We start from the raw sequence: 14967 nt of genomic DNA, 5'->3' as shown, positions 1-14967 counted from the left end.
CACCATGGAGACGGTTGCCCGGAGTCTGGTGCCGGCGCGGTTGGACCGGTTGCCGTGGTCGGGCTTCCACAACCGGCTGGTGGCGGCGCTCGGCGTCGCGTGGGTGCTGGACGGGATGGAGATCACGATCGCGGGGGCGGTCGGGTCGGTCCTCCAGGACAGGCGCACGCTCGGGCTGTCGACAGTCGAGGTGGGGGTCACCGGCACCGTTTACCTGCTCGGCGAGGTGGTGGGCGCGCTGGTGTTCGGGCGGCTGTCCGACCGGTTCGGCAGGCGCAAGCTGTTCATCCTCACACTGGGCCTCTATCTGATCGCCAACGGGATCACGGCCTTCTCCCCGAACCTCGCCTTCCTTCTCGTCTTCCGTTTCCTCGCGGGGGCGGGCATCGGCGGGGAGTACTCCGCGATCCACTCGGCCATCGACGAGCTCATCCCCTCCCACTACCGGGGCAGGGTCGACCTGGCCGTCAGCGGCACGTACTGGCTGGGCGCGATGATCGGCACGGCGAGCACCTACGTGCTGCTCAACCCCGACGTCCTGCCCGTGGACGTGGGCTGGCGGGTCGGGCTGCTGATCGGGCCGTTGCTCGGGGTGGTGATCTGGACGCTCCGCCGCCGGCTTCCCGAGAGTCCTCGCTGGCTGCTCATGCACGGCAGGCAGGAGGAGGCCGAGAGGACCACCGCGGCGATCGAGGAGGCCGTCGAGCGGAGCGGGCGCCCGGTGCCGCCGGTGGACGAGAGCAGGGCCATGGAGTTCCGCCCGCACGGGGCCCCGTCGTACCGCGAGATCGCCCGGGTGCTGGTGCGGGACTATCCCCGGCGCACGATCCTCGGCACCACCCTGATGATCAGCCAGTCGTTCCTGTACAACGCGATCTTCTTCACCTACGTCCTGGTCCTGAGCACGTTCTACGGCGTGACCCCGCAGGACGCCTCGAAGTACCTCTTCGCGTTCGCCCTCGGCAACCTCGCCGGGCCGCTGCTGCTCGGGCCCCTGTTCGACACGGTGGGGCGCCGGGCGATGATCTCCAGCACCTACATCGTCTCCGGGGTGCTGCTCGCGGTCACGGCATGGCTGTTCAAGCAGGGGGCGCTCACCGCGACCACGCAGACGCTGCTCTGGTCGGTGATCTTCTTCTTCGCCTCGGCGGCGGCGAGTGCGGGGTACCTGACCGTCAGCGAGCTGTTCCCCCTGGAGATCCGGGCACTGGTGATCGCGCTGTTCTTCTCGGTGGCCCAGGGGTTCGGCGCGCTCGGCCCCACGATCTTCGGCGCGCTCATCGGCGACCGCGCGCACCCGCACCCGGTCAGGCTGTTCTACGGTTACCTGTTCGCCGCGGCCATGATGGTGACGGCGGGGCTGGTCGCGCTGGTGCTCGCGGTGAACGCCGAGCGCCGGTCACTGGAGGACATCGCGGCCCCCCTGTCGACGCGCGACGCCGGCCGCTGACGGCCGGCACGGCGCCCGTGGGTCAGCGCCGTAGCGCCGCGGCTTCCGAGGCGAGCTTCTCGATCCGCGCGTAGTCGCCCACGGCGAGCGCGTCGGCCGGGGTCAGCCAGGTGCCGCCGACGCAGCCCACGTTGGGGAGCGCGAGGTACTCCGGAGCGGTCTCCAGCCGGATGCCGCCCGTCGGGCAGAAGCGCACCTCCGGGATCGGCCCGGCCAGTGCCTTCAGGTAGGCGACGCCGCCGGCGGGTCCCGCGGGGAAGAACTTCAGCTCGGTCAGGCCGCGCTCGGCGAGCGCCAGAACCTCCGAGGCGGTCGCCGCGCCCGGCAGGAACGGCACCCCGCTGTCCAGCATCGCGTCGATCAGCCTCGGCGTACCGCCCGGGCTGACCAGGAACCGCGCGCCCGCGCGGGTGGAGGCGCGTACGTCGGCCGGGGTCCGCACCGTGCCCGCGCCGATGACGGCGTCCGGCACCTCGGCGGCGATCCGGCCGATGGCGTCCAGGGCGCACGGCGTGCGGAGGGTCACCTCGATGACCGGAAGGCCGCCCGCCACCAGGGCTCGGGCGAGCGGGACCGCCGTCTCCACGTCGTCGATCACGACGACCGGGACGACAGGGGCGAGATCGAGGATGGTCACGGGGCGGTGCTCCTTGCTGCGGGGGATGCCGCCGGGTGGGCATCCGGTGGTCGGGGCGACGGCGGGAAGGGGATGGCGCGCTCGTCGTCGGAGACGCGCTGGGCCAGCCAGGCCGCGGCGCCGGTCAGCGCGGGCTGCTCGGCGACGATCGCGGTGGTCGCGATCGTGCTCAGGTAACCGGAGAGCACGAGGTTCGCCTCGAAGCGGCGACGGAAGTCGCTCTGCCGGATGCGGCTGACGACGCGCGGCACGATCCCACCCCCGAGATACACGCCGCCACGGGAGCCCAACGTGAGCGCGACGTTGGCGGCGAAGCTTCCCAGTAGCCCACAGAACACCTCAACCGTACGCGCGCACAGCGAGTCGTCCAGCCGGGCCACGATCTCCGACGCGGGAAGCGGTTCGACGGGGGTCCCGTTCACCAGCGCGAGCCCGTGGCGCAGCCGTACGAGCCCGGGGCCGGACAGCAGGTGCTCGGCGTCCACGAACGACATGCCGTCGGCCCGCAGCGCCCCTACGACCTCGATCTCCAGGCCGGTGACGGCGGGCGCGGAGACGTGCCCGCCCTCGCCCGGCACGGGCACCCAGCCGCCCCGCGCGGGGACCAGCCCGGCGACGCCCAGCCCGGTGCCGGGACCGAGCACCGCCTTGACCATGTCCGGCGCCGGGGGCGGGCCGCCGAGCGATGCCAGGTCCTCCGCGGGCAGGTGCGGCAGGGCCAGCGCGAGCGCCTCGAAGTCGTTGAGAAGCTCGACGCGCGGGATGTCCAGCTCCGTCACCGAGCCGGACCAGCCGGTGTTGGTCAGGCGGTAGCGGTCGGCGTTCACTGGGCCCGCGATCGCCAGGCACGCGGCGGCCGCCCGCACCCCGCCGGCGTGGTCGGCGAGGTAGGAGTGCACCGCGTCGGGCAGGCCGTCGTACTCGGCCCCGGCCAGCACGGTGACCGACCCGGGACGCCCGCCCGGGCTGGTGACCAGCCCGAAGCGCGCGTTGGTGCCGCCGACGTCGGCGACGAGCCAGGGGCTCTCCGGTGACGGGAGGGGGATCGGGCTCACGCGCCTGTCTCCGCGCCGTCGAGGGCGAAGGCTCCCGAAGGGGTCTCCGCGCCGTCGAAGGTGAAGACCCCCGTGCGGCCCTCCGCGCCGCTGAGGGCGAAGACGCCGGCGCCGCGCTCGGCCGGGCCGGCGGCGCGGCGGAAGGCGGCGAACAGCTCGCGCCCGGTGCCCACCCACTCGTCGTCGCGCAGCGGCCGGCCCTCGGGGGTGCGGGCGGCCAGCTCGGCCTCGGGGATCAGGATGTCCAGCTTGCCGGTCCTGGAGTCGAGCCGGATCGGGTCCCCATCCCTGACCATGGAGATCGGGCCGCCGTCCGCCGCCTCCGGCGACAGGTGGATGGCCGCGGGCACCTTGCCCGACGCCCCGGACATGCGGCCGTCGGTGACCAGCGCGACCCGCTGCCCCCGGTCCAGCAGCACGGCGAGCGGCGGGGTCAGCTTGTGCAGCTCGGGCATGCCGTTGGCGCTCGGGCCCTGGTAGCGGATCACCGCGACGAAGTCCTGGGCGTCCAGCTCACCGGCCTCGAACGCCGCCAGCAGCTCTGACTGGTCGTCGAAGACCTTCGCGGGTGCCTCGATCACCTGGTGCTCGGCCTTGACGGCCGACACCTTGCTGACCGCGCGGCCGAGGTTGCCGCTGAGCATGCGGATGCCGCTGTCGGCGGAGAACGGCTCGGCGGCCGGGCGCAGCACGTCGAGGTCGGTGCTCGGTGCGGTCCGCTCCTCCCAGACGACCTCGCCCGCCTTCAGCTCCGGCCCGCTGCGGTAGTGGCCGAGGCCGCGCCCGGCGACCGTCAGCACGTCCTCGTGGAGCAGCCCGGTGTCGAGCAGGTCGCCGATCAGCGCCTGCATGCCGCCCGCCGCCTGGAAGTGGTTCACGTCCGCCTGGCCGTTGGGGTACATCCGGGTCAGCAGGGGGACGACCGCCGACAGCGCGGCCAGGTCGTCCCACAGCAGCTCGATGCCGGCCGCGGCGGCGATGGCGACCAGGTGCATGGTGTGGTTGGTGGAGCCGCCGGTCGCGAGCAGCGTGACGGCGGCGTTCACCAGCGCCTTCTCATCGACGACCTCGGCCACCGGGGTGTACTCGTCACCGTGGGCGGTGATCCGCACGACGCGGCCGGCCGCGGCGCGGGTGAGCCCGTCCCGCAGCTCGGTGCCGGGGTTGACGAACGTCGCACCCGGCAGGTGCAGGCCCATGACCTCCATGAGCACCTGGTTGGAGTTGGCGGTGCCGTAGAAGGTGCAGGTGCCGGGGGAGTGGTAGGACTTGGCCTCCGCGTCCAGCATCGCGCCCCGGCCGATCTTGCCTTCGGCGAAGAGCTGCCGGGTACGCGCCTTCACCTTGTTGGGCAGACCGGAGGGCATCGGCCCGGCGGGCACGAAGATCGCGGGCAGGTGCCCGAAGTGCAGGGCGCCGATCAGCAGGCCCGGAACGATCTTGTCGCAGACGCCGAGCAGCAGCGAGCCGTCGAACATGTCGTGCGAAAGGGCGATCGCCGTGGCCATCGCGATGACCTCGCGGCTGTAGAGCGACAGCTCCATCCCCGCGCGGCCCTGCGTGATGCCGTCGCACATCGCGGGCACCCCGCCGGCGAACTGCGCGACGCCCCCCGCCTCACGCACGGCCTCCTTCAGGACGGCCGGGTAGGTCTCGTACGGCTGGTGGGCCGACAGCATGTCGTTGTAGGCCGACACGATCGCGACACCGGGCCGCTCGTTCCCGCGCAGGGCGAGCTTGTCGCCCGGTGAGCAGGCGGCGATGCCGTGGGCGAGGTTGGCGCAGCCAAGGCTCGCCCGAGCGGGCCCGCGTTCCCTGGCCTCGCGCGCGGCGGCGCCGGTACGCGCCAGGTAGGCCGTACGGCTGCGCAGGCTCCGCTCGCTGAGGCGCTCGGTGACCTCCTGGACGGTGCGGTTCACGGCAGGTCCTCCTCGTACCAGGCGCGGCCGCTGCGGCCGAGCAGTTCACGGGCGGCGGCCGGGCCGGGCGTCCCGGCGGCGTAGGGTTCGGGAGGCGATCCGCCCGACTCCCAGGTGGCGATGATCGGGTCGATCCAGCTCCAGGCGGCCTCGACCTCGTCACGCCGCATGAACAGCGTGGGATTGCCCGAGAGCACGTCCATGAGCAGCCGCTCGTACGCCTCCGGCACGCGGGCGCGGAAGGTGTCGGCGAAGCTGAGGCTGAGCGGGACGGGACGGGGGACCACCTCGCCGGCGCCCGGCTCCTTGGCCATGATGTGCAGGTGGATGCCCTCGCTCGGGCCGAGCCGCAGCACCAGCCGGTTGGGGCCGCCCCCCGGGAAGATCGAGTGGGGCACCTCCTTGAACTGGACCACGATCTCCGAGCGGCGGTGGGGCATGCGCTTGCCGGTGCGCAGGTAGAACGGCACCCCGGCCCAGCGCCAGTTCTTCACCTCGGCGCGGATCGCGGTGAAGGTCTCCACGCGGTGCGAGGCGACGGTCGGGGCGGTGTGGTCGGGTTCGTCGAGGTAGCCGGGCACGGCCCGCCCGTCCACCTCCCCGGAGACGTACTGCCCGCGCACGGTGAACCGGTCGGCCTCGGTGCCGGCGATCTGCCGCAGCGACTGCAGGACCTTCAGCTTCTCGTCGCGGATGGACTCGCGGTCGTTGCGCGACGGCGGCTCCATCGCGACCAGGCAGAGCAGCTGGAGCAGGTGGTTCTGCACCATGTCCCGCAGCGCGCCCGCCTGGTCGTAGTACCCCCGCCGCCCCGGCGTGCCGACGGACTCGGCCGCCGTGATCTGCACGTGGTCGATCCACAGGGAGTTCCAGACCGGTTCGAGGAACGCGTTGGCGAAACGCAGGACCAGCAGGTTCTGGACGGTCTCCTTGCCCAGGTAGTGGTCGATGCGGAAGATCTGGCGCTCCTCGAAGATGGCGCCGACCTCGTCGTTGATGCGCCGAGCGCCCGCGAGGTCGCGGCCGAGCGGCTTCTCCAGCACCACCCGTGAGCGGGGGGTGGCCAGCCCGGCCTCCTGCACGCCCCTGCAGAAGGGGCCGAACGTCATCGGCGGGCTGGCCAGGTAGAAGACCCTGTCGATGTTCTCCCGGCCGGCGAGCAGGTGGGTGAGCGCGCGCCATCCGGCGTGATCCGGTCCGCCGACGTCGACCGAGACGTGGTGCAGCCGCCCGAGGAACCGGGCCCAGCCCTCGTCGTCGCCGGAGTGCAGGCGCGGCCGTACCTCGGCCTCGACCTTGCCGCGGAAGTCGGCGTCGGTGAGCCCGCCGCGGGACATGGCGATGACGCGCGTCTGCGGCGCGAGCCGGCCGTCGCGGTCGCTGTGAAAGAGGGCCGGGAGCAGTTTCCGCATCGAGAGGTCGCCGGTGCCCCCGAACACGACCAGGTCGGCGACGTGCGCGGTGGGGTGCACGGATGCCGCGGAAGAGACGGGCGCGGCGCCCGGCGCCGAGGACGCGGGGGCGGGCGGCATGGGCAGGGGCGGTGGCGCGAACGCGGTCGTGGTCGCGGGCTGAGGCACGGGGGAAAGCTCCGTAGATCTACCAAGTAGGACAGGCCGGACACTAGCCCGGTCTTAGGTTCCACACAACCGCAGTTTTGATATTTGAGATGATGAACTTAGGAACTTCAGATTACAAAAGAGGTGTGGTTGACTTGGTCAATGGGTCGACGATCAGCTTCCGCGCTCGCCACCAGCGGTGAGGTCCTGCATCTCATACGCACCGGTGAGGCGGTCACGCGGGCCGAGATCGGCAGGGTGACCGGCCTCTCGCGTCCCGCCGTGGCGCTGCGGGTGGCGGGCCTGCTGGAGCGTGGCCTGGTGGTGGAGGACACCGAGGGGCCCTCCACCGGCGGGCGCCCTCCCGCCCGGCTCGCCTTCAACGCCGCCGGAGGCGTCGTCCTGGTCGCGTCACTGGGCGCCAGCCGTACGCAGATCGCCCTGTGCGACCTCGCCGGGTTCGAGCTGGCCCGCACCGACCTGGAGATCGACGTCGAGAGCGGTCCGGGCGTGGTGCTGCCGCTGCTGATGGACGTCTGGGCCGACCTGCTGGCGGACCGGCCGATGCCGCAGGTCCGGGGGGTCGGCCTGGGCGTTCCCGCCACCGTCGAGTTCGCGGCCGGGCGCACCGAGAGCGCTCGCGTGATGGCGAGCTGGACCGGGGTGGAGATCCCGCCGCTCATCTCGGCGCGCTACCCGGTGCCCATCTTCGTGGACAACGACGTCAACGTCATCGCGATGGGGGAGTACCGCGCGGCGTACGCCCGCGAGGTGGCCGACCTGCTGTTCGTGAAGGTGTCGACACGCATCGGCGCCGGGGTGATCGCCGGGGGCGAGATCCTGCGCGGAGCGCTGGGCGCGGCCGGCGAGATCGGCCACATCCCGGTCCGCGACGGCGGGGGAGTGCTGTGCCGGTGCGGCAACATCGACTGCGTCGACTCGGTGGCCAGCGGGACCGCCATCCTGCGCGACCTGCGGGCCCGGGGGCGCGAGGTCCACTCGCTGTCCGACGTCGTCACGCTGGTGCGCGCGGGCGACGCCGAGACGATGACCGTCGTGCGCAGGGCCGGCCGGCTGCTCGGCGAGGTGATCGCCAGCGCGGTCAACCTGCTCAACCCGGCCGTGGTGGTGCTCGGCGGCGACGTCGCCGAGAACTTCCAGCCGCTGGTGTCCGGGGTGCGCGAGGTGGTCTACCGGCGCTCGACGGCGCTTTCCACCCGGAGCCTGCGCATCGAGCGCAGCCGGCTCGGGGCCGGGGCGGGCATCACCGGCTGCGCGCTCATGGTCATCGACAACGTCCTGGCCCCCGAGGTGGTCGACGCCTCCATCGACGCGATCAGCGGGGGCACAGCAGGCAGCTCAGGGCCTGCTCCAAGGCCTGCGGACCGTCGACCGGTGACGGCCAGGGCATCCGGATGAGCGTCGGGTCCTCGATGCCCGAGCGCATGGTCACTCCGTAGCGGTCGAGCTCCCACAGCCACACATCCGGAGTGGGCTCGCCGAGCAGGGTCTGGACGACCTTGCTGAGCTGGTCGCGGTGGGCCAGGTTCACGTGGCCCAGGATGCGCTCCGCGGTCTCCAGGACCGGGTCCGGCCCGGCGCCGAGATACTCCTCGGCGTCCAGCATCCCGGACTCCTGGCCGGTCAGGTAGATGACGTAGCCGACGTCGACGCGGAACAGGCGCGGGCCCGCCGGGTCGCCTTCCACGGCGGCGAACAGCGCCTCGTCCGGGAGGCGCCCGGCCACGGCCACCGCCGCGTCCCGCGCCTCCCCGGCCGGGACGGCCTGCGCCCAGCCGTGCACCTTCAGCAGGCCGCGCGGGTGCTCGACGCCACCGAGTGTGCGGGTGGCCGCGAGGTCCACGGTGACCACCACGTCGTCACGGTCCGCGACGGCGTGCAAGGGCTCTCCCGGCTTCACCAGCAGCAGTGGCCGTCCGCTGTCGTCGACCGCGCCCCTCGCCGCGTGCGCGGAGCCGTCGAGCGAGACATGGGTGGGAACGCAGGCCGTGGCCAGGCTCCGGATACGTTCGGAGATGGGAGGGACGGTCACGTGCATGGCGGGGCTCCTTGGGCTCGCGAGTGCGCGTCACAGCTAAATAAGGTTAGGCTTGCCTTAGTTACGAACACCTAATCACAGCGAGGTCATCGTGCGCTACACCGGTCCCAAAGTGCGCCTGTCCAGGCGGGCAGGCCTTCCGCTCACCAGGAAGGCCGTCCGCTACTTCGAGAAGCGTCCGTATCCGCCAGGTGAGCATGGGCGGAAGACCAACCGCCGTGCCGCCGGCGACTACAGCCTTCGGCGGATGGAGAAGCAGAAGCTGCGCTGGTACTACGACGTGTCCGAGAGGCAGATGAGGAGGTACTGGGACCTCGCGCTGCGCAGTCCGGGCCGTTCCGGGGGCGAGCTGGTCTCGCTGCTGGAGAGCCGTCTTGCCTCGCTGGTGCTGCGCTCCGGGCTGGCTCCCTCCATCTACGCCGCGCGCCAGTACGTCACCCACGGGCACATCGCCGTCGACGGCCGCAAGGTCGACATCCCGAGCTACCTCGTACGGCCCGGCCAGATCGTCACGGTGCGGCAGAAGTCGCGCTCGATGCAGCCCTTCGTGGCGGCGGCGGAGGGCGCCTACGCCGATCAGATCACCGCGCCCTACCTCGACGTGAACCTCGACGAGCTGACGTTCACGCTGCTGAGCAGGCCCGAGCGTCCGCAGGTGCCGGTGCTCGTGGACGAGCAGCTCGTCGTCGAGCACTACTCCCGCTGAGGTCGTCGAGCTTCGCTCCCGCCGGGGTCGTCGAGGTTTGCTCCCGCCGGGGTCGTCGGGCTTTGCTCCCGCCGGGGTCGTGAGGTCAGCGCAGGGAGGAGGCGTCCTGCGGTGCGGGCAGGGCCTCGCGCAGCGCCGCTATCTCGGCGCGCAGCGCGGCCAGCTCGAGGGCCACATGGTCGTCGGGACCATGCTCCCGCTGGTGCTCCTCCTCCATCGCGCTCACCACCACGGCGATGAACAGGTTCAGGACGACGAACGTGCAGATCAGCACGAATATCACGAAAAATACCCATGAGGATGGGTGCTGTTCCATGACGTCCCGGTTGATCTCCGACCAGCCGTCGCCGGTCATCGTCTGGAACAGCGTGAAGAGCGACGTGGGCAGGTCGCCGAAGTACTCAGGGGACGTCCCGCCGTACAACTTGGTGGCCATCACCGACGCCACGTAGAGCACCAGCCCCAGCAGCATGGCGATCGAGGTCATGCCAGGGACCGCGGTGAGCAGCGCCGCGACCACCCGCCGCAGGCTGGGCACCGCCGAGATCAGCCGCAGCGCCCGCAGGATCCGCAGGGCCCGCAGCACCGACAGCCCGCCCGCCGTCGGCATGAACGACACGGCGACGATGACCGTGTCGAAGACGTTCCACGGGTCGCGCACGAACCGCGCGCGGTAGACGTACATCTTCGCCAGCAGTTCGGCGACGAACACATACAGCGCGGCGTGGTCCACCACGTGCAGCACGACGCCGTACGACGCGACCGCAGAAGGCGAGGTCTCCACGCCCAGGGTGGCCGCGTTGAACAGGATGATGCCGATGATCGTGCGCTGGAACCACGTCGATTCGAGGATCTGACGAACACGATCACGCATGGGGGCGAGCACTCCTGGAGTCGGACGACCGAGATGCGCAAGATCCTAAGGTCTCCACGGACCTGGCACCGATCCGGCTCGGACCCTCCGGGAAGCGATCAGGCACGGTGTCGCTAACGGGGGGAGAACCTCTACGGCGAACCAGGGCAGGATGGGGTGAACGGCCAGAATGGGCCCCGACTCGCCCGCCCACCCCGGCTTCCCACCGCGCATGGCGCCAGGTACAGGGAACCGGGGCAGGATGGCGTGAACGGCCAGAATGGGCCCCGACTCACCCACCCACCCCCGGCTTCCCACCGCGCATGGCGCCAGGTACAGGGAACCGGGGCAGGATGGGATGAGCGGCCAGAATGGGCCCCGACTCGCCCGCCCACCCCGGCTTCCCACCGCGCATGGCGCCGGTACGTCCGCTCCCATACCCGCCGCCGCACCCGTGCCGCCGTCGCAGACAGCAGCCGACCGTCAAGAGCGATTAGGGGCGGTGTCGCTGACGGGGGAGAACCTCTACGGCGAACCGGGGCAGGATGGGGTGAACGGCCAGAATGGGCCCCGACTCGCCCGCCCACCCCGGCTTCCCACCGCGCATGGCGCCCGGGACGTCCGCTCCTACACCCGCCGCTGCACTCGCGCCGCCGCACTCGCGTCGTCGCACTCGCGTCGGCACCCGCGTCGTCGCACCCGCGACGCCCCGGTTGGGGGTGGCGATCTTCGGTGTGTTACGAGTTCGGTGTTTCCGCTGGTGACGGGGTGCGTGGTACTAGGCGGAAGACGCGGAGCTCGCGGCCGGAGCGTTCGGTGTAGTGGTCGTACACCGGCCAGTGAGCTTTGAGGGCGTCCCACGCCTGTTGGCGGTCGGGGCCGGTGAGCAGGCGGGCCGTAACCGGGACGACACGCCCCCGGATGGACACCGTGGCCTCCGGCGTCCTGATCAGGTTGCCGCTCCAGGCGGGGTGGTGTTCCTTGCCGAAGTTGCTTCCCACGATCAAGAAGGTGCCGTCGGCCTCTGGCAGGCAGGCGAGCGGGGTCTGGCGGGGCAGGCCGCTCTTGCTGCCGGTCGTGGTGAGCAGCAGGTGCGGGATCATCTGATCGCCCATGAGGACACGGCCGCCGCTGATCCGATTCAGAAAACGATCGGCCGGAGGGATGATCTTCGGTGCCACCCTGGAGAAGCCCCGGGTGGTCGTCAGCCACTGGAAGAACGGGCGGAGCGCGACGCTGACGCGCCTCATAATCCCGCCGTTGGGCGGCTGCTGCTGCGCCATGGCGACCTCACGTCCGGCTCCGGTACTCATCGGCCCGGCCACATTATCGCCCTAGCAAGCGCTAGTGCAAATCCTGCCGGATCCCCGCCAGGGCGCCCTAGCGCCAGGGGATACTGGCCGGCGCGAAAGGCGACTCGCCACCTGGAGCCAAGGGATCACCCGTCTGTGACACCGTGCCTGATCACCTCGGGCCGGCGGCCTCTTCAGTTGGATGGCGTCTGACGTGGTTCTGGCTCGGGCGGTACGGATGTGGTGCGGCATGGGTGCGGGCGACACGAGTGCCGTGGCGGATGAGGCGGCGGCGCGGGCGCGATGAGCCGGATGAGGAGCGCGTCTGGACGCGGTCGGGGTTCGGGTAGACGGCACGGTGGTAGCGGTAGGCGTGCGGCGGCGGGCGTGGGAGGGGACGTTCCGGGTGCCGTGCGCGGTGGGAGGCGGGGGTGGGTGGGTGAGTCGGGGCCTATTCTGGCCGCTCATTCCATCGTGTCTTGGTTCGCCGTAGAGGTCTTCTCCCGTTGGCGACGCCGTGTCTGATCCCGCCGGGGAAGGTCGCGTTGACGATCGATGGTGCCGCTGGAGAATGTCGCGCCGCCGATGTCGGCATCGCCGCCCGCAACCGCACGCCGACCAGTTTCAGGGAATTCACCAAGTACGGTCTCATCGTCACCTTCGTCACCGTCACGCTGGTGACGCCTTACGTATGGGTTCGCTACCTCATGTGAGAGCTGCGGCGTCTCCCGCATGGGTTCAGCCCTTGGAACTGCCTGGTCAGGCCGGTCTTATACGGAGGACACCGACTGACCATACGATTTACTGCCAGACAGGATTCGTATTCAACGCTATTTCGGCGGTGACGAAATCAAACCGAGATCAACGCTTTTGAAATTTCCTGTTTGACGCGGACTCGCGTGGTCATGTGGACGGCGCCTCATACACCCACGCGCAAGGTGGTGACGTTCATGCGTCTTGTGAGACGCGGAATACGAATTCTCGGCTGCGTCGGCGCGGCCGCCGTCATGGTGGTCGCGGGCGCCTCCCTCGCCTCGGCCACCGGCACCGTCAACGCGGCCGTGACGGCGGCGAATTCGGAGATCGGTGCGAAGATCCGGCCTTACGAGAAGCTCTACGAGCGGACGACCACAAAGACACGAGCGCTCCCCGCAGTGCCGAAGCAGGCGCTGCTCCAGGCGACCTCGGCACTCTCCGCCGAACTGGGATTCGTGCAGAGCCCCACCCAGATCCTCAACGCGGACCTGTCACCCGAGGTGGCGGGACGGCTGGCCAACGTGCTCACAGACCTGCTCGCCTGCCACCAGTTAACCAAGCCGGCCTACGCCGCGATCCCGCAGAACCTGCTCTCCGAGGTGCTCAGGACCGGTGGCGGCCTGAACCCGGCGGCCTACACCGGCATCCGGCTCTGCGGTGAGTCGGCCTGGCAGTCCACCAACGAGCTAGAGGTGGCCGTGGCCGACGAGCTCCCCAACGCCGCATCGCCCGACTGCCAGACGCTCAGCCAGGTCAACCTCGACATCTGGCCGGTGCTGCGGGTCGACGGCGCCTGCCGCGACAACCGCTACGACAACGACTACCTCCTCACGCTCGACATCGGCGGCAACGACACCTACGCCAATAACGCCGGCAGCAACATGGTGGACGTGAACTTCTCGCCGGTCGGCTCCACGGTGACCGGGCTGCGCGGCACCGGCCCCGCCAAGGGCTGTCAGCGCGCCATCCCCGGCCTCACGGCCCTCGACTGCGTCCCCACCGCGGCGGTCGTCCTCGACATTCAGGGCAATGATCTCTACGGCGTCAAGCAGACCCCCGACCACGACACCGGTTGCACCAACGACCTGGTGGTCCGCCGGATGATGACGGGCGGCGCCGGCTTCCTCGGCGTGGGCATCCTGCGCGACGTGGAGGGCGACGACACCTACACCGGCAAGACCGGCTCGCTCGGCACCGGTCACATCTTCGGTGTGGGAATTCTGTCCGACGGCGCGGGCGGCGACACCTACGACGCCGTGCGTAACAGTCAGGGTTTCGCACTGGTGGGGGGTGTCGGCGTGCTCCACGACGAGGCGGGCGACGACACCTACGGCTTCTCCATGCCCGCCCCCATCAACCCGGACGCGGCCAACCAGACCGAGGGCGCGGGCGGCGTGCGCGATGACGAGGGCGAGGGCCTCTGCGACCGGATCCCCCGGTTCACCCAAGGCACGGGCAACGTGGCGAGTGCGACCGGTATCTTCCTCGATGACGCGGGAGCCGACCACTACCACGGCGCGTTCGCCGGGGAGTTCGTCGGTCCGATCCAGGTTCCGAGCACCCGCGCGGGAAGCCTGGGGTTCGGCAACAACCAGGGCGTCGGGGTCTTCCTCGACCGGGGCGCCGCGAACGACCAGTACACCGTCGACGCTGAGCCGGCCGTCGCCGGGGTGCCGAAGCGCGGCGACAACGTGACCGTGCAGCCCAACAACGACAGCACGGGCTCGGGCTTCGGCCAGGGCCTCTTCGTCGACCAGTGATCACAGCGGGCGATTGATCGAGGCGTGGGTGTCCGGATCGCCGGGCACCCACGCCAGGTCAGGCGGTGCGCGGTGACCGGCACGTGGATACCCGGGTCGGCCGAGGAGCCCGCGAAGCGGGTTCTCCCGCGAATGGCCACCACCCAGGTCGTGCGGATCACCCAACCGGCCACACCCTACGAGTGACGCAGCCTGTCGCCGGCTCGGCTGAGCCGCGATCGCCTCGACCATCGCTGCGAATGGGGTCGCGCACACAATCGGCACGGCCGGACCACCTCGCCAATGCCCCGGACCGGGTCAATTCTGGCCGCGCGGGTGCGCGCGAATCTGCGTGCTCAACTCCTGCTCCAGGCCATGGTGTGCTCACCGGGGCATTTCGACGAGTAGAGCCCGGCTTGTCTCATTGTTCGGTGAAGTCCTGCTGGACCTGCCAGTTTTCTCCCAGGGGGAAGTCGGGAGGGAGGATCGGGCAGGAGATCTGCCGGGTGAGTACGTCGAGGAGAAAGCCAGTGAGCGTTCCTTTGTAGTGCCACCAGTGGAAGCGTTCGGCGATGACGACGGTCCAGCGTGCGGGGTCGGGGTCGGTGAGCCACATGCAGATGTCACCGTTTTCCGTGACCCCCCAGGGGAAGACCCCCTCCGGCTCGGGGTGGACGGGGAACGGCCCGGCCCTGTCCACCGGAATAGCGTTGTGCGGGGTGAAGGCGCTGAATTGCCGGGGCTGCCAGGATCGTACGATCTCCAGCACCTTCTCTCCCCATTCCTGCCGTCTGGACGCCGGATGGAAGACCGACATGAACTCGTCGATCACCAGGTCGGGATAGCGAGCCGCCAGAGCTTTGTAGTCGGACGGGAAGTCAAGTCCGTACCGGCGCTGGAGCTGATCCCAGTCGACCGCGGCCGGCCGTCCCAACGGTGGTC

Annotated in this window: 13 protein-coding genes; 5 read left to right on the top strand and 8 right to left on the bottom strand. The window is 70.6% G+C overall.

Translation table 11 applies throughout. The features are described from left to right. The first annotated feature begins 28 nt into the window (after positions 1 to 28). Positions 29 to 1450: an MFS transporter gene (locus ABD810_RS12580; protein WP_344938228.1), complete on the top strand. Its 1422-nt coding sequence runs from the start codon at positions 29 to 31 to the stop codon at positions 1448 to 1450. A 22-nt stretch (positions 1451 to 1472) separates the two neighbouring features. On the opposite strand, the gene eda is transcribed toward ABD810_RS12580, so the two are convergent. From eda to zwf, 4 genes are read right to left on the bottom strand one after another with little or no spacing between them, the layout of a single operon-like run. Continuing rightward, positions 1473 to 2087, bottom strand: coding sequence for a bifunctional 4-hydroxy-2-oxoglutarate aldolase/2-dehydro-3-deoxy-phosphogluconate aldolase (gene eda, locus ABD810_RS12575; RefSeq protein ID WP_344938225.1), 615 nt, complete (start codon positions 2085 to 2087; stop codon positions 1473 to 1475). Then, positions 2084 to 3142 carry a glucokinase gene (gene glk, locus ABD810_RS12570; protein WP_344938223.1) on the bottom strand — a complete coding sequence of 353 codons (1059 nt, stop codon included), beginning with the start codon at positions 3140 to 3142 and terminating at the stop codon, positions 2084 to 2086. Before glk ends, eda begins: the two co-directional genes overlap by 4 nt. After that, a complete protein-coding gene (gene edd, locus ABD810_RS12565) occupies positions 3139 to 5061 on the bottom strand; it encodes a phosphogluconate dehydratase (RefSeq protein WP_344938221.1) in 1923 nt (640 codons plus the stop codon). Before edd ends, glk begins: the two co-directional genes overlap by 4 nt. Next, positions 5058 to 6593 (bottom strand): glucose-6-phosphate dehydrogenase, encoded by a 1536-nt coding sequence (zwf, locus tag ABD810_RS12560; protein ID WP_425566894.1) that lies wholly within the window; start codon positions 6591 to 6593, stop codon positions 5058 to 5060. The genes edd and zwf overlap by 4 nt, the downstream gene beginning before the upstream one ends. 189 nt (positions 6594 to 6782) lie before the next feature. Here zwf and ABD810_RS12555 point away from each other — a divergent pair, with 189 nt between their 5' ends. Continuing rightward, complete coding sequence (locus ABD810_RS12555; RefSeq protein ID WP_344938217.1) at positions 6783 to 8039, top strand: ROK family transcriptional regulator; 1257 nt, start codon at positions 6783 to 6785, stop codon at positions 8037 to 8039. Here ABD810_RS12555 and ABD810_RS12550 read toward each other — a convergent pair. After that, positions 7957 to 8679, bottom strand: a complete 723-nt coding sequence (locus ABD810_RS12550; protein ID WP_344938215.1) for a DUF2470 domain-containing protein — start codon at positions 8677 to 8679, stop codon at positions 7957 to 7959. The two genes, ABD810_RS12555 and ABD810_RS12550, sit on opposite strands and share 83 nt — an antisense overlap. A 91-nt stretch (positions 8680 to 8770) precedes the next feature. Between ABD810_RS12550 and rpsD the strand changes: the two genes are divergently transcribed. Continuing rightward, positions 8771 to 9385 (top strand): 30S ribosomal protein S4, encoded by a 615-nt coding sequence (gene rpsD, locus ABD810_RS12545; RefSeq protein ID WP_344938213.1) that lies wholly within the window; start codon positions 8771 to 8773, stop codon positions 9383 to 9385. An 85-nt stretch (positions 9386 to 9470) separates the two neighbouring features. Here the strand turns inward: rpsD and ABD810_RS12540 are convergent, their stop codons facing one another. Together ABD810_RS12540 and ABD810_RS12535 are read right to left on the bottom strand one after the other, a co-directional pair. After that, entirely contained in the window at positions 9471 to 10259 is a 789-nt protein-coding gene (locus tag ABD810_RS12540) for an ion transporter (RefSeq protein ID WP_344938211.1), read from the bottom strand. A gap of 716 nt (positions 10260 to 10975) precedes the next feature. Then, positions 10976 to 11551, bottom strand: a complete 576-nt coding sequence (locus tag ABD810_RS12535; RefSeq protein WP_344938209.1) for a nitroreductase family deazaflavin-dependent oxidoreductase — start codon at positions 11549 to 11551, stop codon at positions 10976 to 10978. Positions 11552 to 12075: 524 nt separating this feature from the next. Between ABD810_RS12535 and ABD810_RS12530 the strand changes: the two genes are divergently transcribed. Both ABD810_RS12530 and ABD810_RS12525 read left to right on the top strand, forming a co-directional pair. Further along, entirely contained in the window at positions 12076 to 12243 is a 168-nt protein-coding gene (locus tag ABD810_RS12530) for a hypothetical protein (RefSeq protein WP_344938207.1), read from the top strand. A 237-nt stretch (positions 12244 to 12480) separates the two neighbouring features. After that, positions 12481 to 14046, top strand: a complete 1566-nt coding sequence (locus ABD810_RS12525) for a hypothetical protein (protein WP_344938205.1) — start codon at positions 12481 to 12483, stop codon at positions 14044 to 14046. Positions 14047 to 14446: 400 nt separating this feature from the next. Here ABD810_RS12525 and ABD810_RS12520 read toward each other — a convergent pair whose 3' ends face one another. Beyond that, complete coding sequence (locus ABD810_RS12520; RefSeq protein ID WP_344938203.1) at positions 14447 to 14959, bottom strand: hypothetical protein; 513 nt, start codon at positions 14957 to 14959, stop codon at positions 14447 to 14449. Positions 14960 to 14967: the final 8 nt, after the last annotated feature.

It is taken from the genome of Sphaerisporangium flaviroseum (assembly GCF_039537005.1).
In the GTDB taxonomy this organism is placed as follows: Bacteria; Actinomycetota; Actinomycetes; order Streptosporangiales; family Streptosporangiaceae; genus Sphaerisporangium; species Sphaerisporangium flaviroseum.
This window is presented reverse-complemented; position numbering and strand designations above follow the sequence as displayed.